The sequence below is a fragment of the Catenovulum agarivorans YM01 genome, from assembly GCF_000281085.1.
In the GTDB taxonomy this organism is placed as follows: domain Bacteria; phylum Pseudomonadota; class Gammaproteobacteria; order Enterobacterales; family Alteromonadaceae; genus Catenovulum; species Catenovulum agarivorans.
In genome coordinates this window covers 61,818-87,703 of record NZ_JH767534.1, presented here as the reverse complement: position 1 = coordinate 87,703, position 25,886 = coordinate 61,818, and the positions used below count along the sequence as shown (strand labels likewise).

The 25,886-nt window shown below is 39.9% G+C and carries 19 protein-coding genes; 5 read left to right on the top strand and 14 right to left on the bottom strand.

What is annotated here, in order from left to right; genetic code table 11:
- Positions 1 to 246: 246 nt before the first annotated feature.
- From WSC_RS0116730 to WSC_RS0116715, 4 genes are all read right to left on the bottom strand, one after another.
- On the bottom strand, positions 247 to 1,515 hold the full coding sequence (locus WSC_RS0116730) for a 3-deoxy-D-manno-octulosonic acid transferase (protein WP_016957099.1): 1,269 nt from the start codon (positions 1,513 to 1,515) through the stop codon (positions 247 to 249).
- A 45-nt stretch (positions 1,516 to 1,560) separates the two neighbouring features.
- Positions 1,561 to 2,466 carry a glycosyltransferase family 2 protein gene (locus tag WSC_RS0116725; RefSeq protein WP_016957098.1) on the bottom strand — a complete coding sequence of 302 codons (906 nt, stop codon included), beginning with the start codon at positions 2,464 to 2,466 and terminating at the stop codon, positions 1,561 to 1,563.
- Positions 2,467 to 2,542: 76 nt separating this feature from the next.
- Positions 2,543 to 3,268: a class I SAM-dependent methyltransferase gene (locus WSC_RS0116720; RefSeq protein WP_016957097.1), complete on the bottom strand. Its 726-nt coding sequence runs from the start codon at positions 3,266 to 3,268 to the stop codon at positions 2,543 to 2,545.
- 20 nt (positions 3,269 to 3,288) lie between these two features.
- The gene (locus tag WSC_RS0116715; protein WP_016957096.1) at positions 3,289 to 4,383 is read right to left on the bottom strand and encodes a glycosyltransferase family 4 protein; all 1,095 of its coding nucleotides are present in this window, start codon (positions 4,381 to 4,383) and stop codon (positions 3,289 to 3,291) included.
- Positions 4,384 to 4,505: 122 nt separating this feature from the next.
- Between WSC_RS0116715 and WSC_RS0116710 the strand changes: the two genes are divergently transcribed.
- Entirely contained in the window at positions 4,506 to 5,546 is a 1,041-nt protein-coding gene (locus tag WSC_RS0116710) for a glycosyltransferase (protein WP_016957095.1), read from the top strand.
- Here the strand turns inward: WSC_RS0116710 and WSC_RS0116705 are convergent.
- Positions 5,543 to 6,388, bottom strand: a complete 846-nt coding sequence (locus WSC_RS0116705; protein WP_157447327.1) for an ATP-grasp fold amidoligase family protein — start codon at positions 6,386 to 6,388, stop codon at positions 5,543 to 5,545. The two genes, WSC_RS0116710 and WSC_RS0116705, sit on opposite strands and share 4 nt — an antisense overlap.
- 121 nt (positions 6,389 to 6,509) lie before the next feature.
- On the opposite strand from WSC_RS0116705, the gene waaA reads away from it, so the two are divergent.
- The 3 genes from waaA (at position 6,510) to WSC_RS0116690 (ending at position 10,083) form a co-directional block, all read left to right on the top strand.
- On the top strand, positions 6,510 to 7,838 hold the full coding sequence (gene waaA, locus WSC_RS0116700; RefSeq protein ID WP_016957093.1) for a lipid IV(A) 3-deoxy-D-manno-octulosonic acid transferase: 1,329 nt from the start codon (positions 6,510 to 6,512) through the stop codon (positions 7,836 to 7,838).
- A 170-nt stretch (positions 7,839 to 8,008) separates the two neighbouring features.
- Positions 8,009 to 9,031, top strand: coding sequence for a TonB-dependent receptor (locus WSC_RS25515; protein WP_026016911.1), 1,023 nt, complete (start codon positions 8,009 to 8,011; stop codon positions 9,029 to 9,031).
- The gene (locus WSC_RS0116690; protein ID WP_026016910.1) at positions 9,010 to 10,083 is read left to right on the top strand and encodes a TonB-dependent receptor plug domain-containing protein; all 1,074 of its coding nucleotides are present in this window, start codon (positions 9,010 to 9,012) and stop codon (positions 10,081 to 10,083) included. Before WSC_RS25515 ends, WSC_RS0116690 begins: the two co-directional genes overlap by 22 nt.
- Before the next feature lie 31 nt (positions 10,084 to 10,114).
- On the opposite strand, the gene asnB is transcribed toward WSC_RS0116690, so the two are convergent.
- The 7 genes from asnB to WSC_RS0116655 form a co-directional block, all read right to left on the bottom strand.
- Complete coding sequence (asnB, locus tag WSC_RS0116685) at positions 10,115 to 11,998, bottom strand: asparagine synthase (glutamine-hydrolyzing) (RefSeq protein WP_016957092.1); 1,884 nt, start codon at positions 11,996 to 11,998, stop codon at positions 10,115 to 10,117.
- 13 nt (positions 11,999 to 12,011) lie between these two features.
- Positions 12,012 to 12,821, bottom strand: a complete 810-nt coding sequence (locus WSC_RS0116680; protein ID WP_016957091.1) for a hypothetical protein — start codon at positions 12,819 to 12,821, stop codon at positions 12,012 to 12,014.
- 2 nt (positions 12,822 to 12,823) lie between these two features.
- Entirely contained in the window at positions 12,824 to 13,663 is an 840-nt protein-coding gene (locus tag WSC_RS0116675; protein WP_016957090.1) for a citrate synthase family protein, read from the bottom strand.
- Complete coding sequence (locus WSC_RS23180) at positions 13,663 to 15,756, bottom strand: TonB-dependent receptor plug domain-containing protein (protein ID WP_016957089.1); 2,094 nt, start codon at positions 15,754 to 15,756, stop codon at positions 13,663 to 13,665. The genes WSC_RS0116675 and WSC_RS23180 overlap by 1 nt, the downstream gene beginning before the upstream one ends.
- A gap of 192 nt (positions 15,757 to 15,948) precedes the next feature.
- Entirely contained in the window at positions 15,949 to 17,730 is a 1,782-nt protein-coding gene (locus WSC_RS23175; protein ID WP_016957088.1) for a thiamine pyrophosphate-binding protein, read from the bottom strand.
- A 119-nt stretch (positions 17,731 to 17,849) separates the two neighbouring features.
- Positions 17,850 to 19,343 (bottom strand): sensor histidine kinase, encoded by a 1,494-nt coding sequence (locus WSC_RS0116660; RefSeq protein ID WP_169315485.1) that lies wholly within the window; start codon positions 19,341 to 19,343, stop codon positions 17,850 to 17,852.
- Positions 19,344 to 19,399: 56 nt separating this feature from the next.
- Positions 19,400 to 20,314, bottom strand: a complete 915-nt coding sequence (locus WSC_RS0116655) for an ABC transporter substrate binding protein (protein WP_157447326.1) — start codon at positions 20,312 to 20,314, stop codon at positions 19,400 to 19,402.
- A 189-nt stretch (positions 20,315 to 20,503) separates the two neighbouring features.
- Here WSC_RS0116655 and rep point away from each other — a divergent pair, with 189 nt between their 5' ends.
- Positions 20,504 to 22,513, top strand: a complete 2,010-nt coding sequence (gene rep, locus WSC_RS0116645; RefSeq protein WP_026016908.1) for a DNA helicase Rep — start codon at positions 20,504 to 20,506, stop codon at positions 22,511 to 22,513.
- Here rep and WSC_RS0116640 read toward each other — a convergent pair.
- Together WSC_RS0116640 and WSC_RS0116635 are read right to left on the bottom strand one after the other, a co-directional pair.
- On the bottom strand, positions 22,488 to 25,103 hold the full coding sequence (locus tag WSC_RS0116640) for a sensor domain-containing phosphodiesterase (protein WP_016957083.1): 2,616 nt from the start codon (positions 25,101 to 25,103) through the stop codon (positions 22,488 to 22,490). The genes rep and WSC_RS0116640 overlap by 26 nt on opposite strands.
- Before the next feature lie 367 nt (positions 25,104 to 25,470).
- Positions 25,471 to 25,872, bottom strand: coding sequence for a c-type cytochrome (locus WSC_RS0116635; protein ID WP_016957082.1), 402 nt, complete (start codon positions 25,870 to 25,872; stop codon positions 25,471 to 25,473).
- Positions 25,873 to 25,886: the final 14 nt, after the last annotated feature.

The following is a 25,886-nucleotide window of genomic DNA, read 5'->3' as shown; positions in this document are numbered from 1 at the left end:
GCCAGGCACTTTCAACAAAGAACTAGCAGCAACTCTGGTGTGCATGAGGTGTATGGGCGTGTTGCGAGCAAAACTTCACAAGAGAGGGATATCTTGTGTGAGCGACTCAGGGACGAGTTAAAAGCGATTTTGCTCGGAATACCCCATATGCCTTATGCGAGGGATACTCCAAGCATTTGGCCAGCTGTTTGGAATTTCCATCCTACGTTGCTCTAAACCAATAGCTGTCTTGTTAGAGTTCCCCTTTTACAGCGAAAATTTGCCCTCTATCACATGCATGGTTTTTTGCACCGCGCCTTGATTACACATCACCACATCGGTTGCCGCCAACGCAGCTTGATGCAATTCAGTATCAGATGCTAACCAAGCCAAAAGCTGCTGCGCAATTTCTTCAGCATTATTCACCACCCGCAAAGCGCCTTTATCAATAAGTTGAGCACAAATATCTGCACAATTAGTTTGATTCGGTCCCATTAAAATAGGTTTTGCCAATGCAGCAGGTTCAAGCGGGTTATGCCCACCAACATCAACTAAACTACCACCAACATAAGCAATATGCGCCAAAGCGTAAAAAGCAATTAACTCGCCCATAGAATCAACCAACCAAACATGAGTTGATTCAGTCACAGGCTGCAAACTACTGCGGCTAACAAATTCCATATTAGTTTGTTGTTTAAGATATTGAGCCACTTCGGCAAAACGTTCTGGGTGGCGTGGAACCAATATCAATAAAGTATTTGGATGTTGCAGCAATATTTGTTGGTGAGCGGCTATTACCTGCTGATACTCATCAGGATGCACACTCGCGGCAATCCACACTTTACGTTTTAAATTATGTTGCTGATAAAACTCAGCGGTTTTTTCCGGTAAATAACCCGGCAACTTAACATCAAATTTTAAATTGCCACTGGTGACAACTTTCGGGGTAAATCTTTGGTAACGCTTTTCTATGGTTTTGTTTTGTGCACAAATTTTGTCGAAACAGCGAAATACAGGTAAAAACAAACTTCGAAACTGCCAATAACGAGCACATGAGCCTTTTGATAAACGAGCATTCACCAAAAACAACTTAGTATGCTGGTTTTTCAGTGCCAGTATCCAATTAGGCCATAATTCTACTTCGGTAAAAATAGAAGTTTGTGGCTTAAAATAATGGGCAAAACGCCAGCTTGAAAAAAAGCCGTCTAACGGTGCGAGTACATGAATAACATCGTCAGCAAATAACCGATTAACTTGCTCAGCACCTGTGGGCGTTGAAGTAGTAACAACAAAAATGCGGTGTGGATGGGCTTGTTTTAACGCTTTGATCAAAGGTGCGGCTGCGTTTACTTCACCCATTGACGCACAATGAATATGAATACAGCCCTGTACTTTATCTTTTAATCCAGCTGGGTAAAAGGCAAAACGCTGCATTAATCCACTGCGGTAACGGCTGTCGCCAATAGCGCGCCAGCCAAAATACACCAAGATAATCGGCAGTAACAACCACCAAATTAATGAGTAAATAATCCGCATTGGTTATTGTTTTATATCCTAAAAACTAACCTGAACTCTGGTTAACTATTTAACCACTTTCTTTTGTACTTTGCGCGTCGCAATTCGAATATCTGACATAGCACTGTTTTCAGCGTAGCGACCTTTTTTAATATGACGAATTTGAAAAACACCGTCGATATCAATCGCAATACCATCAGAGCCGACCAACCAACGAAAAGCCGTATCTTCATAAGTTTTGCGCCAACGATCAGACTCAGTTTGAAAAATTCGAATGTTATCGCAGTAACCAATTTTACGCGCAACATCACCATGGACAATCTGGTAAGGGCCAATTGCCTTACTGCGTGCGTGCGATTTAAACGAGCTAGTATCAATTTCAACCACTTTAGGCTCAGCATCCGCTTGCAACATAGGATCGTTTTCTTCAAGCATATCGGTAACTTGAATCGCTTTCGGAAAATATAAAGTATCAGTTTTGCCTTGCAGTTGTTTAGCTAGCGAGTCTAAACAATTTTCATGAAAAATAATGTCACAATCCGTAAACCACACCCAATCCGCTTTGGTTGATAACGCAGCTTGATTACGGCCAATACCACGGCGGAATAACTGATGTTTATCACAGGCAACCCAATTCCAACTGACATTAGGCACACTAATGGTCGAGAACAAATCTAAAGTTTTTTTGGTTGCTGTATCTTCTTCTGAATAAAACACAGTTACAGTTAAATCGAGTTCTTTTGGTGGATGATTAACAAACGAACTTAGCTGATAAATCAGCATATTCGAATATTGCCAACAATGGCTAACCATTTCTAACGAAAGTTTGCCAGTTTTCGCTTGGCGCTCTGCTTTCTTAGGTAGTGATTTTCGAAAAAATGATACCGGCACTATATGTTTGATGACTAAACGAAATAGCTGAGTGAAAAATTTATTATATTTAGAATGCGGATAAGTTTTAGTTTCAATCATAAAGAAAAGTTAGCTTGCCGAAATTGAAAATAGTCTAACATAGAATATTGATTGGCAAGCTAATTGATTCTATGAGTTAGTTAGCTTTTTTAAAAGTTAATACAGTTAATTGCCCTTTGTGCGCTATTTCAAACATAGGGAACTGCTCTGCAATCTTGATATGCGCATAGCGATTATCTTCTATAATGTACACAGCATCGTCGGCTAAATGGGGCAATACACTATGCAAAGTCTGCAATATTGCTTCATCTGTGTGGCAACCGTCATCAATACAAATATTAATTTTCTGCCCGTCTAACAAACTGGCCAAATAGGCTTGATTGTCAGCATACTGGTCAAACTCATTTAACTCTGGCTGCTTACTTTTAAACGCGCCTAACGCTTTCAAGTTATCCATATTGTTTAGCGTGTGGCTCAAATCAATATCAAATCCCATTATACGCGCTGATTTAAACAAATCGCACCACATGGCCAAGCCATTCCCTTTTAAGATACCAATTTCTACTAGCAGCAAATTGTCGCGGCCAAGATAATTTTTCAGATACTTGGCATACATAGAAGCGTAGCCATGATGCAGCATACGATCGCCACCTATCATGCCGCCTTTTTGCAGCTGAACTTTGCTTCTTTTATCGTGTGGAGACACTTTAATGCGTGGTACACCAGTTTGAATACCACCATACTTTAATTCACTGCCAATTAACCAAGCTTTGCCACCTAATTCAGCATTAGGTAGTTGATGCTGATAATACTTAGATTGGGCAAAACGCAGTGGCTGTTTAACAAGCTGTTGAATTTTCATAAAAGTCCTTTTGTTATTTGTTAGAGTAAATTTTGATAAAGCTCACAGAGTTTGAGCGCTTCGGTTTCAACACTATATTGATTAATAATGGTTTGATGTGCACGGCAACCTAATGCCATACGTTGTTCTGGCCGAGCGGCGAGCATGAGTAATGCATTAGAGATAGCCGTTTGGTCGTTAATTTCCACCAATAAACCATTTTCGCCTGAATGAATAATATCCGGCCAAGCACCTGCGTTAGTTGCGATAACGGCCGCGCCACAACTCATAGCTTCCAATACAGTTAACCCAAACCCTTCGTTTTCACTTAAAGCACATACAATGTCGCAAGCTTGCATCCACTTAACCACATCAGTAAATGCTTGCTCACCTAGAAACTTAATGCGATGCGACAATTTTGCCGACGAGATTTTTTGCTGCAACTGACTAACATATTCTTGGTCGTCAATTGCCCCACAAATAATGGCTTGAAAGTCAGGCACTTTTTCGCAGGTTTGAATGCAAGATTCAACAAATAAATGCACTCCTTTTTGCCGACGCACTCGGCCAAAAATACCGGCCATGTGCAACCTTGGGCGGCCGAGTTGCTCGCGTAACTCAGCCCTATCAATAACCGGCGTGAACTTTTTACAATCAACCCCATGTGGAATAATTTCATCAACTTCAAATGGCAAATAACTGGCGGCAGCTGAGTTGGTAGAAATAACACAGTCCATTTTAGCCATTAGCCAACGGGTAAATTTAGAATGTTGCCGCTGCGCAGTTGAGGTGAAAAGTATTTTTAGCGTGATGCCAAACAGGTATTTGAGCAGTAAAGCTTGGATCATTTCATCATTACGCCTGGCATGAAAAACACGCACTGCAGAATTTGAGGGGTCTTGTCTAAACCATTTCACAGCCTGCCAAAAACTGATAGTCAATAAAGAACTCGGCACATGACTTTTGCCCAATACACATAAAGCTATTTGGCCGTTTTGCACGCGGGCTGTTTCGAGCATGGTTGAGGTTACGCCAGAAAAGCGTTTATTTGAATTACCTAAAATAAGCTGACAGGCTTGCACCTGCTGCTTGATACTTGCAGCCTGCATATATGGTGTATGACTAGTGACCGACATAACAAACTAAACCTAAACACTATTTATTAAACTGTACGCAAGCAAAATGACACTTTTATGATTTAATTTTTTGTTCATTTAAGCGTGCAAATATAAAGCCTGAATGCCAAACAGGAAGAGTTATGAAGGGTCAGCAACATCTAACCATAATGCATGTGCTATTTTCGCGCGGATTTGCCGGTTCAGAGCGTTCAACCGCCGAGTCGTGCAATCAACAATGCCAACAACATAAGGTGATATTGGTCATACGCAAAGGCCACAGAAAAAATGGCATTAGCATAATAGACAAACTAGATAACAGAGTTGAAGTGGTAGAAATAGACCACTTTTGGTTTACCCGCTGGCACTTAAACAAACTGATAAACCACTACCAAGCAGATGTTATTCATTGTCACCTTAGACGCGCCACCCGCATTGTTGGCAAGATATCCCCGAAAGCCGCGACTATCTCTACCTTACATATACGCGCCAATGGTCAGTATTTTAATAAAATGGATGGATTAATTTGTAACGCACGTTGGCAAATCGCAGAATTGAAAGACAATTATGCAGGCAAAATTCACAAAGCGCATAATTCGTTAACACCACATAAAACACTCAGTACCGATAAAATAACTGAGCTGCGCGAGCAACTTGCCCCCCAACCACAAACTTACCTAATTGGCGCCGTTGGTCGTTTTCATGCAAGCAAAGCTTGGGACACATTAATAGCTGCGTTTAAACAACTCACTAACGAGCAAAAACAACAATGTAAATTGGTCTTTTTTGGTAGTGGCCGCTTAGAACAAGAGTTGAAAAAGCTCGCTGAAAATGAAGCTCAAATTGAGTTTGTTGGTTTTAAAAACAACATAAAAGACTATTATCAATGTTTAGACCTACTGGTTTGCCCTAGCCGCTTTGAACCTTTGCCTAGAGTTATTTTAGAAGCTATGGATGCCGGCACACCTGTTATTGCATCAGACCAAGGTGGTTGCAAAGAACTAATAGAGGATTATGGTGGTTTGTTATTTCCGGTTGATAATGTGCCAGCGTTAACTGAGCAACTCAGTTGTTGTATAAGCCGCAAACCAGCAAGACACAAACCAGATCTAACCGCACATTATATTGAAAATGCCAATCAGGCTATCGTCAATTTTTACTTAAACTGCATTCAAGCGAGTTAAAAACTCGCTGAAAGCTCCCATAAATCACCCCACTCTCTATCATATTTTTGTGGGGTAAATTTGCGAAAACCTGAACCATGGGCAAAAGTTAACTCACCAAAATAGATATGGCCGTCTAAGTTATATAAATCTACTCGTACATAATCAAACGGCTCAGCCAGCTTTAATGCAAGCTCCACCATTTTTGTATAGTTTTTTATCTGCGGCAGCGGCTGTTGGTTGCTCGGTTTATTCAGGCTAATTTCGGTTACTTGGCCAAATTCATCGTAAATACATCTACTATGCTTAGTTTGTCTATCATAATCGACTTGTAAAAAGAACTTTTGCCCACCTAAAGAATTAAACACATGAAATTTATAGTCTTCAGGCAGTTTGCCATCTTGCGCGACTAATAACTGCTCAACCAAAATTTTCGGCTGAATTTGGCTATACCATGGTTCGTTACGTTTTTTACCACTATTTTCAGCAAGCTTTTTCGCCAAACGTTTTGTGATGTAATTTTGATCAAACTGACCATCACGACACAAAAATACACTGCCAGAATCATGATTAGCTTTAATCACAAAATTGTCGCCATAGTGAGCAAATTCAAGATCATCTGGTGTATCAACCACAGCAATTAACGGCACTAAAAATTCGTCACCAACAAGTTTTGTCACATACTCTCTAACGGCATATTTATCTGAGCAGGTTTGAAATAAAGCATGCTTTTGAAAAAATTTACGATACTGAATTTTTTCATTAAAAGTTTTTGGCTGCCGAATATTCGGCCAATACCCATGTTTTTTATAAAAACGCATAGATGTACAAAACATTCGCCACTCAAGATTACTGATAAACATGCCTACAATCCGCTCAGTGAAACAGGCGTCAAAAATACGTAATCATTGTTTCACTGGAATGACACCATACAGAGTTAACTTGCACTAATTACAAATTGTCAGTGCTCACCAGAGCCTTAATATGTTGCATTTTATCTACAATCAACTAATGCGTGTTTTATTGCCATTAATGCTCATTCGGTTAAAAAGAAAGTCACGCAAACTGCCTGAATATGGCATTAGGTGGGACGAGCGTTTAGGTAAAAAAAATATAGATGTTGCACCGGGCGGCATATTATTCCACGTAGCCTCATTAGGCGAAGCGATTTCAGCAACACCTGTTATTGAAGCTATATTAGCCAAATATCCCAAATTACCTGTTACCATAACCAGCACCACACCAACCGGCTCTGCACAAATAAAACAGACGTTTGCTGACAGAGTTGTCCACTGCTATTTGCCATTCGACTTACCAATAATTCAACGCAAGTTTATTAACCAAATTCAACCTAATGTATTGGTATTAATGGAAACCGAACTTTGGCCAAACTTAATATTTCACGCTAAACGTATTAATTGCCGCGTTATGGTAATGAATGCACGTTTGTCGAATAAATCGGCTAAAGGTTATAAAAAGTTGGCTAAACTGACCGAACAAATGATGCAGCGGCTTGATTTAGTAGCCACACAATTTGCAGATGACGCACAAAGATTTGCCCAACTAGGTTGTAGACCCGAACGAATAAAAATAACAGGCAATATTAAATTTGATACCCGACTATCAGAAAAAATGCAGCTACAAATTAATCAGTTTAGCCAAAACTGGCGACATACACGCCCTGTTTGGTTGGCCGCAAGCACACATGACAAAGAAGAAGAGCAAATACTCGCAGCTCACAAAACTTTGTTGGCTGAACATGCAGATTTGCTGCTGGTATTATTACCGCGCCACCCTGACCGCTTTGAAAGCGTATATGAACTCGCCTCAGAACAATTTAATTGTGAATTAAAATCAGAATGTAATGGGCGGTTAGCGCAACAAACCCAAGTGCTAGTAGGTGATACGCTAGGCGAAATGGCAATTTATGTTTCGGTTGCAGACATAGTATTTGTAGGTGGCAGTCTAGTGGCGCGAGGCGGACACAACCCATTTGAAGCAGCTTGCCAACAAAAGCCAATTGTTTATGGCCCACACGTATTTAATTTTGAAAAAAGTTACCAAGTACTAGCGCAACAACAAGCCTGCGCTCAGGTGAAAGACCCAGCTGAACTAGCCAACAAAATACATGAACTACTAATCAACCCAGCGCAGCGTGAACAATTGGCCAACAATGCCCACAACTGCCAGCAGAAATTTCAAGGTGCAACCGAACAAACGGTCAATTTAATTGAAAACCAACTCGAAATAGCGATAAAAACCACAAAACGAGGTCAGCCGTATACCAGCTATAAAGCCAGTGCTTATAATTGATTGACAGATTACCTCTCACTCGTTTACATAAAATCAGCTCCCGCGCATTAATCGTTCAAAATATAGACAAAATAACCACATAAACTTAATTATGATTAAATTCGCCTTTGTTTTGCTGATGAAAAACGCTAGGCTGAGCCGAATAATAATTCTAAAATTCCGGTTTATATATGAATAAAGCTTATAAATGTTTCGGCTTGCTGCTTGGACTTCTGCCTTTTGCGGTATTTGCTCAAGATCCATTTGCAGAAATGGGGTTAAGCCTAGAAGATCTATATGGTGATGAAGAGTTTGTCAGCATCGCAACCGGCACTAAAAAAGCCATTCATAAAGCGCCTTCAGTCGCCATGGTTATAACGGCCGACGACATTAATAAAATGGCAGCAAATAACGTTCATGAAATTATAGAAACCGTTGCAGGCATTCATGCCTACCCTTCCAAATTAAACCGGATGAATCCCTCCTACTCGATTCGAGGTTTGCATACAGACCAAAACCCACAAGTTTTAGTTTTAGTCAACGGTGTGCGCACCACTTACGAATTTACCGGTGCTAAATGGAATGTATTTGATGTAGGAGTAAATTTAATTGAACGCATTGAAATTATCAAAGGCCCAGGTTCTGCCGTTTATGGTGCAGATGCATACTCGGGTGTAATAAACATCATCACAAAAACCAGCGACAATGGCTTTGAAAATAATTTCGGTGCTAAAGTTGGTTCTTTTAAAACCAAGTCAGCTTGGCTAAATTATGGCCATAAAGATGAAGGTTATTCATATACCGTCAACTCTCAATGGCAAACTACAGACGGCGACCTCGGTAGAGTAGTCGACCAAGATTTGCTCAGTATTATGGGGTTAACCGATTTATCACTTGCGCCTGGCCCATTAGACACTAAACACGAATATATCGACTTACATTTTGATGGGCGTTATAAAAACTTTTATACCAACCTTTGGTATTTGGATATTGAAGGTGGCACTGGAGCTGGTGCAGCACAAGCGCTCACAGATAAAGACTACACCAAAAGCACACAATATTTTGTACAAGTCAGCTATAAAAAAGAATTGAGTGATAAATTTAGAATTGATGTTAAAGGTTTTGCGCAAAAATATGACTCAGAAACCTATTTTCAAATATTCCCCCCGGATATAAAGATGGCAACGGTACCTTGTTTACCAAAGGATATATAGGTTTAACCACTTTAGAAGACACTAATTATGGTAGCTCACTCACGGGTTTTTATACCCCCAATAACGAACATAACCTCAGATTAGAGCTTGGTTTTAAATATAGTGAAGAAAATTCTGACGAATTAAAAAACTTTGGATCGGGTGTACTGACCGGAGATGAAGTTGAACAAGACGATACGCTCGTTAGTGTTAAAGGCACCCCTGGTATATTTATTGGCGACAATGATAGGCAGTTAAGTTATTTGTCAATCCAAGATGAATGGGCCTTTGCCAATGATTGGGAATTAACCGCAGGTATTCGCTACGACAACTATTCTGATTTTGGCTCAACTATAAATCCTAGATTAGCTTTGGTTTGGCAAACACACTACAACCTGACCACTAAGTTTTTATATGGTAGCGCGTTTAGAGCACCTTCATTTGGTGAATTATACGCAAAAAACAATCCTGTATTGTTAGGCAATCCAGAATTAAACCCTGAAAAAATCAAAACATATGAAGTAGCACTTGATTATCGTCCAAATTTTGATTGGCAGATAAATGTAAATATCTTCAAATACTTCGCTACTGATTTATTTAAATATGAACCACAAACAGATGGTACGGTACAGCTACAAAATTCACAAAAGCAAAATGGTTTAGGCTTAGAAGTTGATGCTGCGTGGGAAGTAACCCCCTCAATTAAAAGTAAGTTAGGCCTGGCCTTACAGTCTTCAGAATACGCGCAGGGAGTAAAAGTTGCTGATGCACCTCAAAAATCAGTTAACTGGCAACTTAGCTGGGCTATTGGCAACGATTGGCATCTTAATTTACACAATCGTTGGATTTTGGATAGAAGTCGCGAAGTCGGTGATAATCGCAAGACAATAAGTGACTATAGCATTAGCGATTTAACAGCTTTGTATACTCTGAATGATAAAGTTGAAATGAGTTTTACCTGCAAGAACTTATTTGACAAAAAAGCATTTGAACCTTCCGGTCCGAGAATTCCCGGTGATTATCCGCTAGAAACTCGTGGCTTTTGGCTCAGTTTGAACTATTCAATAGATTAAATCAGCAAGCACTATGCCGCTTGCAACTATTTTATTCCGCCAATTTAAAGTGATGCTGCAAACTTACTAGGCTCATAATTTCCATTAAAATAGCTTCGGTTGTTGCCCACTTTTCTTGTGGCAAGTTATCTAATTTATTTAAAAAGTTAATAACCTTAGTGTGTTCAAAAAACGGAACATCTTTCAGCGCCTGGCCTCTGAGTGTGTCTTGCACCAATTGATAAAATTTCGCTTTGGGATTTAACACCGAAGGGGGTGCAAAAAATGGATGTTTCTGTCGTTTATAAACCTCTTCGGTGATATAAGGTTTAACCGCCTCACGCAATATGTATTTTTCCTGCATATTTTTTATTTTGTATTCAATTGGCAGTTGAGTGACAAATTCAACGACCTTGTGATCTAAAAATGGTATTCGCCCTTCTAGGGAGTGCGCCATTTCCATTCGGTCACCTAATGTCATCAATACATAATTAGGAAGCAAAGATTTAGATAAGGTGTACATAGATTTATGCACAGGATTAATTTGATTCAGTTCATCTACGTTTAAGCTATTTAAAAAGATTTCTAAACCAACTAAAACATCAAAATTATTATCTCTTTCAACAAACAATTCAGACAACTCTTGATTGATATTAGCTAATGGAGGCACCCAAGCGGGAATGTGTCCCAAAATACCCTTAATAGGTAAATATTCTTCAATATTGTTTGCAAAATGTATCCCAGAAGAAATTTTGTTTGCAGCATCTAAATCACTTGCCAGTACTTGAGTGTAATTAGCATAATCTTGTTTAAATGAAGCATAACCGGCAAAAACCTCGTCTGCACCTTCACCGGTTAGCACCACTCTAAAACCTAAGTCGCGGACATATTTACTTAATAAATATTTAGCTACTCCATGGGGGTTCATACAAACATTTTCACTGAAATAGATAGAATCAACAAAATTATCAGCTATTTCGGTCTGAGTGATCTTGATTTCATGATGATTAGAGCCAACAAAATTTGCAGTATTTCTCGCAATATTTCCTTCATCGTATTCATCCACATCAAACGACAAAGTAAAACTATCGACACGATTATTGGTTAACTGAGACGCCATACCTAAAACTGCACACGAATCGACCCCTCCGCTTAAATACACACCGACAGGTACGTCGGCGCGCAAACGAGTTTGCACTGAATCTAATAACTTTTCGCGTAATTGTTCTATCGCTTCGCTTTCTGTCAATGCTAACTCACTACCCTCAGCAGGGTAGTTAAAATCCCAATACTTGCTAATAGTGAAACCACTGCTGTTTGCAATTAAATAGTGCCCAGGAGGCACTTGTTTAATACCAGCAAATAATGACTCACTTCGATACAAAAAACCTCTACTCAGATATGAATTTTTATCCCATTTTGCTGGTATTCCCGCAGCTAACAATGCCTTTATTTCAGAGGCTATGTAGAGTTTTCCTTGGTATTCCGCATAATACAGCGGATTTATGCCAAATCTGTCACGTGCAGCAAATAACTGCTGATTCACTTCATCCCAAATACAAAAAGCAAATTCGCCACGTAATTGCTTTAAACCATTAACCCCGTATTGTTTATACAAGTGTAAAGCGATTTCTGAATCGGATGCGGTTTTAAAAAAATGTCCTTGCTTTTGTAGCTGGCTACGTATGTGTTCATAATCATAAAACTCACCATTAGCTATTAAATGGCAATTTTCCGCTTGATTTGAAATAGGTTGCTGGCCAGTATGTAAATCAATAATGCTTAAGCGGGCGTGAGCCAAACCTACCGTTTGATGCTCATTCAACCAAATATTTTGATTATCTGGCCCACGGTGCCATAAACTTTTAATCCCTTTAATCAGAGCATTTTCATCTGTTTGTCCATCAAATGAATAGATAGCTAAAATTCCGCACATAATAAATTGTCTCTTAGGGGATTTTTCTTGGTGGTAAACCTTTGTACTCAATGTCAGAACATTTCATTGGCAAAAAGGAGTTTGTAGGTAAAGGACGAGCGTTTCTGTAACTAGCAATAGCGCCACTGATTACACAGAAGGCTTTAATATTGTAACCATCGTCTGGTGAAAAACCTTGGTCGAGTAGAAAAGCAGATGCAAAACCACCACTGTTAATAGATAGGTTAAATTTGTTATCTAGATAATCGCTTAGTAAGTAAGCAAATTCTAAAAATTCACCTTGAGTTAATTGCAAATTTTTAAGATTTTCTTTGTAAGGAGCTAAACGCTCATCCTCTCTATCTATAGGCCGAGCAAAACCAACAATCATAGGTTTACCATTTTTGTATTTTGCTTTTTCGACTATAGTTTCGACGCATTTGTGCTTTTTAAATTCTTGATAAGCTAGCTGCAAATAACTCATACAAGAGAATGTTGTTTGGCTGCCACCATAAGCGCGAGAATCCGCGGATAATATAGCAGCCGCAGATGCTGCTACAGAGCTGCTATGAGTGTCTCCTGCATGAGCGGCAATTTGGTTGCACCAAATTCGACTATCCGGATAACTCAACCCCATTAAGTTGATTTCGATCCAGTCGGCTACATTTCTTGCGACTAATTTACCAGTAGCATTTAATATATGCAGTTGCATATAAGATATTTTGCCCATTAACTCGGTTGTTAACGAATAACCTTCAATCGTTACATCAACACCACCTTGCCAATGCCCAATTGAATTAACAATACTTTGGTTGCGTTTATCCCAAAAACTGCTGTCCGACATAATTAGGCTCGCTGATTACCTGAGTAAATATGCTGCTCGTCTGCCAGCATAGGCATTGCTGTAATAGGTTTATGTGTTTGCTCCACACCATGAGCAAAAATACCGGGGGCGCAGATTATTTGAAATAGGCCGATGGATTCTCTTGCTGGAATGCCCAACTGACAAAAAACAGCTGCCGCTAAACCTGTTTTTAATAGGCCTAAATTGTGTTGGTTTAAACACTGGCAGAACTCTAAAACCCAAGTTAAAACTGCCGCCTGTTTAGTATTGTTTTCAATATAAGGTTGAAACACTCGGTTGGCTAAACTCTGGCACAGTTCATCAATGCTGCCATATTGATTGCCAAAACCTGCAACTAGGTGGACTTCACCTTGCACTGCCTCGGCTTGGTAATTAGCCACTAAGTTATTAGTCAACTGTTGTGGGTTTTGTGGCAAATGTTGCTGAATAAAACTGACTGCATTAGCAACTTCTAATGCACCATTTTGTTCTCCACCTAATACATTTAATCCAATTGGTAATAAGTGTTCTGTATTGGTTTTGCTTACGCCAGCAACCATACTGGCTTTAACTGCAGGATGACGGGGCCCAAGGTTAATTAAAGCCACCATTAACCTTTCGAATAATTTTTTATCAGCGAGGCTAGGCAACTCGCCAGTAAACAATAAAAGAAGGGTATCAACAAAAGATTTTTGGCTAACTAATTCAGCTAAATCGTAACCATGAATATAGTTTTTCTGGCTAATGTAGGGATTTGTTTTTGCAGGTATCTCCAACAAAATATTAGTTTGCGTTTTACCAGCGTAAAGAAAATCCCGCTTATCATTTGATTTATTGTTCATTAAAACTGATATCTAACTTCACCTAAAAATGAGCGCCCTAATTGTGGGAGATCATTAATTAAACTAACGCTTGCACCATTAATAAACGATGGCTCTCGAACATCTTCATCAAACAGGTTTTTCACTATTAGCCTAGCTTCGAAGTTGCTGCTCTTGGGCATCCATCTAAGTGTTAAATCGCTTAACCAATAATCATCAATTTGATCACGGCTGTCACCACTTTCTCTTAAGCGTTCTTGTACTAAATGATTTTTAAAGTTCACCTTTAACGCATCAAACATCTGCCAATCGACTTGCGCAAACCATTGTTGTTGAGGCACTAAAGCAACATCAGTGTTGTTGGTTTTATTCTCAGCCTTTGACCAAGCATAATTAACCGACAATTTTACATTGTGACTAGGCGCCCAATTAAACTCAAACTCAGCACCATATGCCGATTGTTTACCTAAATTTTGTGCAACTAAACCTGTTACCCCTGCAGTAGGAGCAAATTGAATAATATCTTGCCAGCTGTAATGATAAAAGTTAGTCACCATACCAAAACCATTAAGCGAATGATAATCAAACACCAACTCACTAGTTTCGATTGTTTCCGGTTGAATATTTGGATTACCAATAGTCGACGGATTGTTGATATTGCCTCTATCTACAAACGAAGGTGCACGAAATGCTTTTCCATACAATAACTTAGTAGTTAAGTTTAAACTTGTTGCCCAAACCAACGCTAGCCTAGGGTTGGTCGTGGAACCAAAATCTGAGTAGTCATCATGTCGTATACCTGCGGTTAACTCCCAGTCGTTTGCAAAACTCCAAACATCTTGCAGATAAATATAGTGGTTGTCTCTGTCAGTTTCTTTGAGAAAAACAAGTTCAGTGTCACTTACATCGACCACTTCAGGATAAGCGAGCAAGGTGCCATCTTGTTGAATTTCAAAGTTCTTTGTTTCTCTAACACGATATAAGTCGCCATTGTGATAACCCACACCGACACGCACAGTGTGCGAACTAAACCCTGTATAGGTTGCAGCTAAATTAAAGCGTTTATGCTTTTCCCAAACCTCAGGGTTGCCAATAAAGCCGTTGGGGAAATGTACACCGCCACCACTCATATCGCCCGTGACTAAATTGTTGGGTAAAGTTATACCAGCTGGATATAGAATATATTGATTTTTTACCGTTTGCGACGTTTGAAAATAGGCTAGCTGAGCATTTAACTCTAAGTTGTCGGTAACGTTTTTTGTATAATTTAAATCAAAATTTACCCGCTGGCTTTTTTGTCTACTTTCTAAATCAGGCACTTCGACAATTCCAGCACCATTACCGTTATCATCTCTAAGTTGATAGCCAAGCCTGAATATCCAATCTGTATAACTAACTTCACCTCTAAAGTCTGTGTTTGTTGTCATCAAACTAAATGGTTGAGTTGGGTACTTTTCATCACGCTCTAAACCATCGGTTTTATGGTGTTCTAATACTGCGGAGTATTTTAGCTCGCCTGCGCTACCTGCTAGTGAGAGCCATGCATCTTTGGTATTGTAACTACCCGCTCTGAAACCTACTTCATTATTTAGAATATCATCGGCATTTTTAGTAATAATATTGATAACACCGGCAAAAGCATCAGCACCATAAATTGCGGAGCCAGGGCCACGCATCACCTCAATACGAGAAATAGCTTCGACCGGCATGCCGCCCCAAATTTGATTTCTATTGCCGGAGAAATTGTTTGTTATTGGAACACCATTAATTAACATGAGTACTTGTGAATTATACCGGCTTCGAATCCCCCTAAATGAATAAACAGGTAAATAACCATTGCTGTCGCGCGAAACATGTAGGCCAGGAATTGTCTCTAACACATCATCAATGTCAGTTGCTCCCATCTGTCTGATTTGGTCTGCGTTGAATACACTGGCTACAGCTGGGGCTTTATGTATTTGTGTTTTTATTCCCGTAGCAATTTCGATCATTTCTTCGCCGCCATAAAAGTCGCCGAGAAAATCCTCAGCTACAATCACTTCTTCAACTAACTCGGCTTGAGCCGTAGGTAACCATGCAAGCATAGTTGCTACAGATAATAATTTTAGTTTCATAGTTTCCTCAATACTGTTAGTTTAACCGCTGTATCTGCTCATATTCACAAAACACTACCGACTATCAACACGATTTTGTTATTAATTTGGGACGTAATTTGGCATCAAATTAACTCACCACCACACCAACTCATAGACTTATTCGCCTTAGAGCAAACTTTCTAATCATACTACTACCAACAGTCACTCGCTTTATTTTTGATCTGGCGCTGCGGTTAAAAATACTGTCTCCACCCCTGCATTTAAACTTTTAACTCTGTCCATCATAGGTGGTACTTCTTCTGGATCAATTCGAACATCTAAAACCATGGGTTTATTACCCGAAAAAATCGAATATAAATCCAGTTTCTCTAATTGCTCTGGCGTTTCAATCACTAAACCTTTTGCACCTTGCGCCCTTGCTAACACGGCGAAATTAACCATATTTAACTCCCAGCCTATTGATTCGGCTTGGCTCATACGCTGACCAAATTTAACCATGCCATAAGCTGAGTCGTTTAAAATAATAAATAAAATGGGTAATTTGTATTGAACGGCAACACCTATTTCGTGCGAGCTCATTTGCATAGCCCCATCACCAATTACACATACATGAGGCTCTTCAGGGCGGGCTATTGCCGACCCAATAATCGCACCAACTGACCATGCCATGCTGCCAAATCCCATAGCGATTCTGTAGGTACCAGAGTTACTGCATGTTGTTAAATAATGCGTTGCCCATGCCCATGCGTTACCTGCATCAATGCAATAACGTGCACTTTTTGGCATTTTGGTGGATAAATATGCCATTAACCTTTGTGGCTTAATTGGGGTGGCATTCGATAAACAAACATCTTCTTCGGTTATTTCACTAAAACCACCCAATGCATTTTTGTTTATTTCAACTTCTAAACCTTGCCAAGTGCGACGCCAACTTTGTTGAGAAATTTTGTTGAGTAACCTATTGGCAATCCCATTTAAATGGCCACAAACATGCAACCTTGCCATGGGTGAGCGGCTAAAACTTTCGACTGATGAGTCAATATGAATCAGTTTGTTATTCAAGATATCTTTTGATAATCCACCAATACCGGTTTCGGTAATGGAGGTACCAAAGGCTAAAATAAGTTCTATATCTGGATTTTTAAACAGCTCTTTGGCAGATTTATGTCCTGCATAACCGTATACGCCACGGTAAAGTGGGTGCTTTTCATTGACCCAACGTTTACCCATTGGCCCAGATACAAACGGCGCATTCAGTGCTTCGGCAAGGCTTTCAATTTGGTTATAGGCTCGGCCACAGCCGTGCCCGACAAACAATACAATATTGTCAGAGGTGAGCACAGCTTCGATTAATTGCTCAACCGCATAGGTATCTTCATTGGAGGCTTGATTCATTAAATAATTAATGTGCACATTAGGCAGTTCATTGCCATAAGATGCTCTTAAAATATCTGAAGGAATACTAATATGGACTGGGCCTTTAGGCGACTGAAGCGCATTCATTAAAGCTGAAATCAATTTGCTCTCTAGCTGTAATTCATGTGAGACCAAAGTATTGTATTTAGTACAGTTTCTGAATATGCCGACAGTATCTATGGCTGTTTCACTTGAGTCTTGTAAGGCGCGTTTGCCGAATTTGGGCAGGGCTGTTTGTGCTGTAATAACCAGCATAGGGGTTTTATCAACCGAAGCGGATGCCACACCTGTAATAAGATTAGTTGCACCGGGTCCTGTAGTTGAACAGACAACTCCTAGCCTGCCCGTTTCCCTAGAATAGCCATCCGCCATAAATGCAGCAGCACACTCGTGTCGAGCAATAATGACCTTTGGTCCGCCGCGTCGCTCAGAGCGGGCAAGTGCGTTAAACAAAGGTTCAATTGCACCACCCGGTACACCAAAAACGTATTCCACTTTTAGCTGACGCAAATATTCTAGAATTAAATCGGCATAGTCATGAATCGGCGTAAGTTTAACATCTAATGCTTGGGTCATTTTAACTTCTTCCGCTAACCATTATTATTTATTATTTCTTCAATGCTATTGCCGATTCAGTGTAGTTTCATTTGCTTAAATTAATCAACTATTTGGATAAAAATAACTAAAAAATTTAATTACAAAGGCAAAGTTACAGTAAAACAAGTACCTTCACCCACTATACTCTCAACTGTTATTTCACCGCCTAATAAACGCGCAAATTTTTGGCTGATAGCCAAGCCTAACCCAGTACCCTCAAACTCGCGAGAGCTTGAACCGCGGTCAGGTCGACTACCTTGGCCTACTTGCCTAAATTCATCAAATATCTCAGCTAATTTTGCTTTAGGTATGCCTTTACCTGTGTCTGAGACTTTTATCGCAAAAGTTTCTTCTCCACACTCAAAATCTAAACTTATAGTACCCTGCTTGGTAAATTTACACGCATTGCTCAATAAATTGATAACTATTTGTTCTAATTTCTCTTTGTCGGTTTCAACCATTAGCTCAGTTGGGTTTTGTGGGCCAACAAATAAGTTTTGGTGTTTATCCAGCAAAGGAGAGATGGCATCAACAGCCACTTCAAGCGAGGGCTTGAGCAGAATGGTTTCTTTTTTAATTTCCATTCTGCCCGCTTCTACTTTAGACAAATCCAAAATACTATTAATTAGTACAAGTAACCGCTCAGCATTGCGCTGAACTTTGGCCAGATCATTTGTGTAATCTTCCATGCCGTCCATTTCGAGCTCTTCTTTAACTAAGTCGATATAGCCAATAATCGCTTGTATAGGCGTTCTTAGCTCATGGGTTACGTTTGCCAAAAATACCGATTTATGTCTAGAAGCGGTTAACGCAGAGTCTCTCGCCTGTACCAACTCTGCCGTTCTTACTTTAACTTCTTGCTCAAGCTGATCTCTATGGTTTCTGAGCTGCTCGTCCTGATCATCTAAGGTTTTCATTAAAGTGTTAAAAGCATGGGACATTTGGCTGATTTCTTTTGCCCCTTCAATATCTGACTGCAAATGCTGTCCTGTGCGTTCAGCTTCTTCCATAATATCTGCAAGTTCATTAATCGGCCGAGTTAGCCGATTAACCGTAATATCCACCACCATCACCAACATCACTGCAACAATGGTGCTGATTAAAAAAGTAGCAATAAAAATGTCTCGAGAGGTATTGGTTAAGGTTATTTTGCTCAATTTGACATATACAACACCCAAGACACTTTGTTTATGCTGATCAAACTCACCTAGTCCGATATCACCCTGATTAATATGAACAATTTTCCAAAACCAGAAGAAGTTTTCGTTTTCTTCAAATCCCATATCTTTGCCAACACTTTGTGGAATAATCAGTTTGTCGATATCAATGTTTTGATTAGCAATTATTTTTCTATCCGCATCTATAACCGCGGCGCCCACTACTGATTTAACCCCTAGAACCTGTTTAATGGCATCTTCGGCATTATCATTGCTGCCCGTTAATAATGCCAACATGCCTTGTTCCGCAAGGCCGCTGGTAGCTTGCATAGCATCGTCGACAATCAACTCTTTAATTTTAATACTGCTAACCCAAGCAGTTAAAGCACTCCCCGCTAAACTTAATATCACAATGCCGCCCACAACGTAGCTCATTAATTGGCGACGAAAACTTAGATCGGGTGAAATATATCGATTAAATAATTGTTTTATCATCGCTCTGGCAACACTATATTAAACTGCTCTTTTTCCTGGCTCGTATAACTAATACCAAGGTGTTTGGCCGTCCTTAGGTTAACCGCCAACAGTATATGCTTCATCGGCAACACTTGCGGATTCACCGTTGGCGTTTGCAACATTTCAGCTAGCTGTTTACCTAGTTGAAAATGATCTGGGTAAAAAGAAAATAACGCACCTCGTTTCGCGTGTGTTGGTACGCTTGATAAAACGATAAATCGCTTATCCCAACTCGCTTTCAACACCAAAGGCAGTACCACTTTTTCATGCATAGCAACCGTATCTATCGGCAACCAAATAGCATCACGCTGATTAAGTTTTTCGTCTACCAACTTGGCGTAGGTTTGTACGGCTTGTTTTAACGTATCAACAACTTGTACATTTGCAGCTATACCCGCTTGTTTTAATGCCTGTTCGGTCAGTTTGGCAATCCAAGCGTTTTGCTCACTAACGATTAGGTGCAACTTTTGCACTGAGGGGGCAACCAATTTTAGCTTAGCAACAACTGTTGTAGGGTCTGTCATCATGCTTACACCGGAATGAACACCAGGCATCGTAGGATAAGCACCAATTACTATTGAATATTTGGCATCCAATTTATCCGCCAATTTGTAACCGCGTGAGCCTAACAAAACCAATTGGGTGATTGCATCTTCACTTAGCTGTTTGTCGATATTGTCGATACTAAGATCTTCACCAATAGCATAACCTTGAATCTCCGCATTGGTTTGTTCTTTTACACCAGCTCTTATTTGTTCAAAAATAGACAGGTAAGGTTCACGTACATCAGGAAACAATACAGCCACTGGCGCGGCATATGTACTACTACAACAAATGAATATTAGGCTAATCAATGACAGCGCATTGTAGACATGCCGCCTTAATTTCATTCCTTGCAACCTTATGAATATGAAGTGCTTTCTCGTAAAACAATTGTAACCTATTGTTGCTATATACCCAAGCTACTTGAAGATGCATCTTCAAGTAGCTTGGGTATACCGCTAATTTTGTTGTTTGTTTTGCCCAATGCAGTGGAAAAGCATACAATGCTCGCCCAATATTTTTTACCTGCTGCAATTATGAAGTTAAACCCCGCTCAGGCTGAAGCCGTAAGTTATGTAACTGGACCTTGCCTTGTGCTTGCTGGCGCAGGCAGTGGTAAAACACGTGTAATTACCAATAAAATTGCGCATATGGTGACAAATTGTGGTTACAAAGCGAATCAAATTGCTGCCGTTACCTTCACCAATAAAGCAGCTAAAGAAATGAAAGAAAGGGTTGCAGCTACTCTGCCCAAAGGCGCGGGTAAAGGGTTAATGGTGTCAACCTTTCACACGCTAGGTTTAACCATAATAAAAAAAGAATACAAAACCTTAGGGATTAAACCCGGTTTTAGCTTGTTTGATGATCAAGACACAATCGCCTTACTCAAAGCTCTGACAGAAAAAGAATTAGATGGTGATAAAGACGAGTTACGCGCAATTCAATCGGCCATTTCGAATTGGAAAAATGACTTAATTTTGCCACAGCGAGCTTTGCAATTGGCCAAAGACGAAAAAGCTCAGTATCACGCTCGCTGTTATCAAAACTACCAAACGCAAATGACCGCCTATAATGCGTTTGATTTTGATGATTTAATTTTAGTGCCAACACTCTTGCTTAAACAAAATGAAGAAGCGCGTAATCGTTGGCAGCGAAAAATCCGCTATTTGTTAGTAGATGAATATCAAGATACCAATACCAGCCAATATGAACTGGTTAAACAAATTGTTGGCTCACGCGGTTTATTTACAGTGGTTGGTGATGACGATCAGTCAATTTATAGCTGGCGTGGTGCTAAACCACAAAACCTAGTATTGTTAGGCACAGATTTTCCCAAATTGCGTTTAATTAAACTAGAACAAAATTATCGTTCGGTGCAACGCATCTTGAATGCTGCCAATATTTTGATTGCCAACAATCCACATGTTTACGATAAATCATTATTCAGTGAAATGGCCTATGGTGAGCCAATTCGCGTGCTGTTTGCCAAAGATGAAGAAAACGAAGCTGAACGTGTAGTTGCTGAGCTTATTGCTCATAGGTACATGCGCAAAAGTAAATATAAAGACTATTCAATTTTGTATCGCGGTAATTTTCAGTCACGCGTATTTGAAAAAGCATTAATGACCAACCGTATTCCCTACAAAATTAGTGGTGGTACATCGTTTTTCGCACGCAGCGAAATTAAAGATATTATGGCCTATTTACGTTTGTTGGTTAACCCTGACGATGACAATGCGTTTTTGCGTATTATCAATGTGCCTAAGCGTGAAATTGGTCCAGCAACATTAGAAAAAGTCGGTCAATTAGCCAATCAATTGCACATTAGTTTATTTGCTGCCTCTTTTGAAGGTCAGTTAGAGCAAGTGCTTTCCGGCAAACGTTTAGATAACTTGCAGCAATTTTGCCGCTGGATGGTCGAATTAGATGACAGAGCACAGCGCGGTGATACTTTATCTGCGGTACGCGACCTGATAAAAGGCATACGCTACGAAGAGTTTTTGTACGAAACGTCCCCAAGTGGTAAAGCCGCTGAAATGCGCATGAAAAACGTTAGCCAACTGTTTAGTTGGATTAGCGACATGCTCGAAGGGAACGAAGATGAAGAACCATTAACCTTGAAAGAAGCGGTGAATAAGTTAACCCTACGTGACATGATGGAACGCGGCTCTGAAGAAGAAGAAGCAGATCAAGTTCAATTAATGACTTTACATGCATCTAAAGGTTTGGAATTTCCGTATGTATTTCTAGTTGGAGCCGAAGAAGGTTTGTTACCGCATCAGTCGAGTATTGATGAAGACAATATTGAAGAAGAACGACGTTTAGCCTACGTTGGTGTAACTCGCGCGCAAAAAGAGCTGATATTTACCATAGCGAAAGAGCGCCGCCAGTTTGGTGAAGTTATAAAAACAGAACCAAGCAGGTTTTTATATGAAATGCCGCAAGATGATTTGGTTTGGGAGTATCAAAAACCCAAAGCAAGCCAAGAAGAGCGCCAACAAAAGGCACAAGCACACATTGCTAACTTGCGCGATTTGTTAAAGTAACTTGCTCGGCGGCCATATCAGTTAATAAATGGCGGTAAAACTCATCTGAGCTAACCGCCTCCGCTAATAATCGACCTTGTGCAAATAAGCAGCCCATATTCTCGGCAGTTTCTTTCATTAAATCTGTTTCAATACCTTCGGCTATTACGATAAACCCTTGCTCATGACCTATTGCCACAATAGAAGCGGCAAAGCGCCTTTGTGCTAAATCATCTTCGGCTAAATGAATGAGCTTGGCATCCACTTTTACAAAATCGAGTTCCCCACTATAGAGTAGAGCTAAACTCGCAACACCAGCCCCAAAGTCATCAAGTGCAATACGAACACCTAAATTGCGCAAGGTTTCAAAACAATCGACACACTGCTCAATGTCGTTTATACCTCGTTCGGTAAATTCGAGTATTAACCCTTGTACGGCATCACCTATCCCCGAAAGCGTCTCTAGCAATTGACTGAAAGCACTTTCATCACACAAACTTCGACTACTAACATTAACCGAAATTAACGCTTTATCTTTACTAATATTTCTGTGGGTCAAGTACTCACATGCATGAGCCACGGCTTGTTGGTCTATTTGTAAAATGAGTCCAGTGTCGTAGGCCATTCCTAGAAAATCTGCCGGTTTCAGCATGCCTTGAGTAGGGTGTTGCCAACGAACTAAAGCTTCGACCGCTGCCACTTCATTGGTACTTAAATTAACCACAGGTTGGAAAACAAACTCAAGTGCACCTTCTTTTAACGCTCTGCGTAATTCGCTTTCTTGGTTTAATTGGTTGATAAGTTTTGTATGTAAACTTTGATCAAACAACACATATCGGCCTCTGCCTTTATGTTTAGCCTGATACATAGCTGTATCTGCATCTCTGAGCACATCGGCAGGCTTATTATAGTTTTGTTCGCTACCGGTAATACCAATACTGCAGCCAGCGTAGATTTCGTTTCCATCTATATCGAAACTATTATTTAAGCTGCTAATAATATTATTGGCTAGATGCTGTGCACGTTTAAGTGAAGCGTCCTGCAGCATTAATATAACAAATTCGTCGCCACCTAAACGTGCAAGCACTTCTCCGTCGGTTAAACAAGCTGATATTCTGTCACTCACTTCAACCAAAAAGCGATCACCAGTCAAATGACCAAAAGTATCGTTAATCAGTTTAAATCTATCTAAATCAATAAATAACACTTTGTATTCATGACTTTTGTCCATAGTTGCACAAGCAACCGCGTGCATCAGTTTACGATTAAACAATTGACGGTTTGGCAAACCTGTTAGCAGGTCATGATTCGCGTCATAATAGAGTTTTTCTTGAACTTTGATTCGTTCTTCAATTTGTTGTTGGAGGTCATGATTAGCTTCATTTAACGCTTGAGTGCGCTGATTAACCGTATCCTCTAATTGATCTTGCGCTTGCAACATAGATTGTTGCGACTGCCACCTGTGTGCAATCAAGTTAAAGTGCATAGCTAAAAAGTTGGCAAGATCTGTATCTTTTTCACTAAATTCTTGTTCATGCTCGGATTTAAATATCACCAGCAGTAAACACTTGTCCGTTTCTGCTTGTAATGGAGTAACCAACCAAATATTGCTGTTTAGCGACAATTTTTGCTGTTCATCAGCAACTATGGCACCAAACGCAACTAAGTGTTTGATCTCCTTGTGTGTTAACACCATCGGCTGTGCATCTAGCGCTATATATTCATTTAGACATTGGTAGGTTTGTAGTTCGGAGATATCTTCAATTGCTGAGACCCCCAAATAACTCCATTTTTTTGTGTGTGAATCATATTCAGCAATATAATTGGGCAGTTCGAAAACTTGATTTGCAATTAAACTAAAGCTTTGAAACAAAGAACTTTTTTCATTGGAAAAATTAAATTCTTCGGACAACTCCAACAAGTTTTTCTGCGCAGTTTGAAATCTTTGTTGTTGAGCAATTTCAAGTTTTAATTTTTGGTTAACTTGATGCAAAGCACGCGTTCTACTGTTAATTTCACGTTCCATTAGAGCTTGGCGCTGCATATGTTCAATAGAATGGCTAATATGCTCTGCCAATAATTCGAGAACCGCTTTGTCTTCCTGAGTAAAAGTTAAACTTTGTTGGTAACTGACAACAACTAAAGCACCAATATCGCCGTTTGTTAAGCTTAAAGGGACACCTAACCAACTAACGGCAGGCTCACCCAACTCAATAATTTCGCCATCGTCAATCAACTTTGTATAGTCGGCACTATTACATAATAAAGATTGACGGCTACGTAGCATATAACCCGTTAAACCAACATCAATCACATTGTCTGGTAAATCGGGTTTATCACACGTGCCTTCTTGAGTCGCATAATAATGAATATCATAGTTTTTAGTAATAGAACTTTTGAACAGAATAAATAGATTAGGCGCTTTGACCACTGAAGCTATCACTTCATGCAACTGTAAGTAATAATGCTCTTTGTCAAAACAATGACTCGCTAGTTCTGATATTTCGAGCAAAGCAGACTGGACTTTTTGGGCTTGCTTTTTTAATCCAAGTAGCTTTTTCAGTTGCCTTGCTTTGTAGGACTCATTTGTACGTTTGGGGTTATCAGTCACGCTCACATCCAAATTATTGCTTACTAGCCACCACCACTCATAGGCAGACTCCAAATTAAATATAGCAGAGGCTTCTGAAAATACTTAACCAGGCTAGTTGATTGTTTGTTATTTTTTTAAGTAATGACTAGCGTTTCGCTAGCTGCAATAAATAGTTGACTGATTTATGTTGTTTGTGTGTCTATTAGTTCAAAAATCAATCAAAAAAGGAATTTTAGCAGGAATGAAAACTATTTCCATAATAAACCTGAACTCCAGGCGAATAAACTAGTTCAAAATTAATACAGGTTAGTAAGCGCGGGCGAAAAATTGAGAAGAGGTCATAAAGGTGGGACAGGCGCCCCACCTTTTTAAGCTTAAAACGTTTTTACAGATCTTTTATCATATGCTCGATTGCGGCTTTGATTTCGTCGTCGCTACAATCCATACAAGTACCTTTAGGTGGCATTGAGTTAAAGCCGTTAATTGCATGAGATACTAATGTATCCATACCTTGTGCAATACGTGCTTCCCAGTCACCTGCATTATTTGGTTTTGGCGCACCTAACACACCAGCACTGTGACAAGCTGTACAGCTTGCATTATACACATCAGCTCCAGAACGAGCCCCACCAGCACCTGCTGATTGTGCTGCAGCACCAGCAATATGAACCGAGCCTATTGGTTTGATGCGCTCTTTGATTGCAGCGTCGCGCATATCCGCAGCAAATACATTTGGCACGGCCATCATGGCACCTAAAAGTGCCAAACTGCGTAAATTAAATTTCATAGTTGAACCCACTA

Bases quoted from the DNA above. Each gene is read 5' to 3' on its own strand.
- WSC_RS0116680 (WP_016957091.1), bottom strand. From the start codon at position 12,821: ATGTCGGACAGCAGTTTTTGGGATAAACGCAACCAAAGTATTGTTAAT.
- WSC_RS0116720 (WP_016957097.1), bottom strand. From the start codon at position 3,268: ATGAAAATTCAACAGCTTGTTAAACAGCCACTGCGTTTTGCCCAATCT.
- WSC_RS23180 (WP_016957089.1), bottom strand. From the start codon at position 15,756: ATGAAACTAAAATTATTATCTGTAGCAACTATGCTTGCATGGTTACCT.
- WSC_RS0116675 (WP_016957090.1), bottom strand. From the start codon at position 13,663: ATGAACAATAAATCAAATGATAAGCGGGATTTTCTTTACGCTGGTAAA.
- WSC_RS0116725 (WP_016957098.1), bottom strand. From the start codon at position 2,466: ATGATTGAAACTAAAACTTATCCGCATTCTAAATATAATAAATTTTTC.
- WSC_RS0116715 (WP_016957096.1), bottom strand. From the start codon at position 4,383: ATGTCGGTCACTAGTCATACACCATATATGCAGGCTGCAAGTATCAAG.
- WSC_RS25515 (WP_026016911.1), top strand. From the start codon at position 8,009: ATGAATAAAGCTTATAAATGTTTCGGCTTGCTGCTTGGACTTCTGCCT.
- asnB (WP_016957092.1), bottom strand. From the start codon at position 11,998: ATGTGCGGAATTTTAGCTATCTATTCATTTGATGGACAAACAGATGAA.
- rep (WP_026016908.1), top strand. From the start codon at position 20,504: ATGAAGTTAAACCCCGCTCAGGCTGAAGCCGTAAGTTATGTAACTGGA.
- WSC_RS0116635 (WP_016957082.1), bottom strand. From the start codon at position 25,872: ATGAAATTTAATTTACGCAGTTTGGCACTTTTAGGTGCCATGATGGCC.
- waaA (WP_016957093.1), top strand. From the start codon at position 6,510: ATGTTGCATTTTATCTACAATCAACTAATGCGTGTTTTATTGCCATTA.
- WSC_RS0116730 (WP_016957099.1), bottom strand. From the start codon at position 1,515: ATGCGGATTATTTACTCATTAATTTGGTGGTTGTTACTGCCGATTATC.
- WSC_RS0116660 (WP_169315485.1), bottom strand. From the start codon at position 19,343: ATGAGCTACGTTGTGGGCGGCATTGTGATATTAAGTTTAGCGGGGAGT.
- WSC_RS0116710 (WP_016957095.1), top strand. From the start codon at position 4,506: ATGAAGGGTCAGCAACATCTAACCATAATGCATGTGCTATTTTCGCGC.
- WSC_RS0116705 (WP_157447327.1), bottom strand. From the start codon at position 6,388: ATGTTTATCAGTAATCTTGAGTGGCGAATGTTTTGTACATCTATGCGT.
- WSC_RS23175 (WP_016957088.1), bottom strand. From the start codon at position 17,730: ATGACCCAAGCATTAGATGTTAAACTTACGCCGATTCATGACTATGCC.
- WSC_RS0116655 (WP_157447326.1), bottom strand. From the start codon at position 20,314: ATGAAATTAAGGCGGCATGTCTACAATGCGCTGTCATTGATTAGCCTA.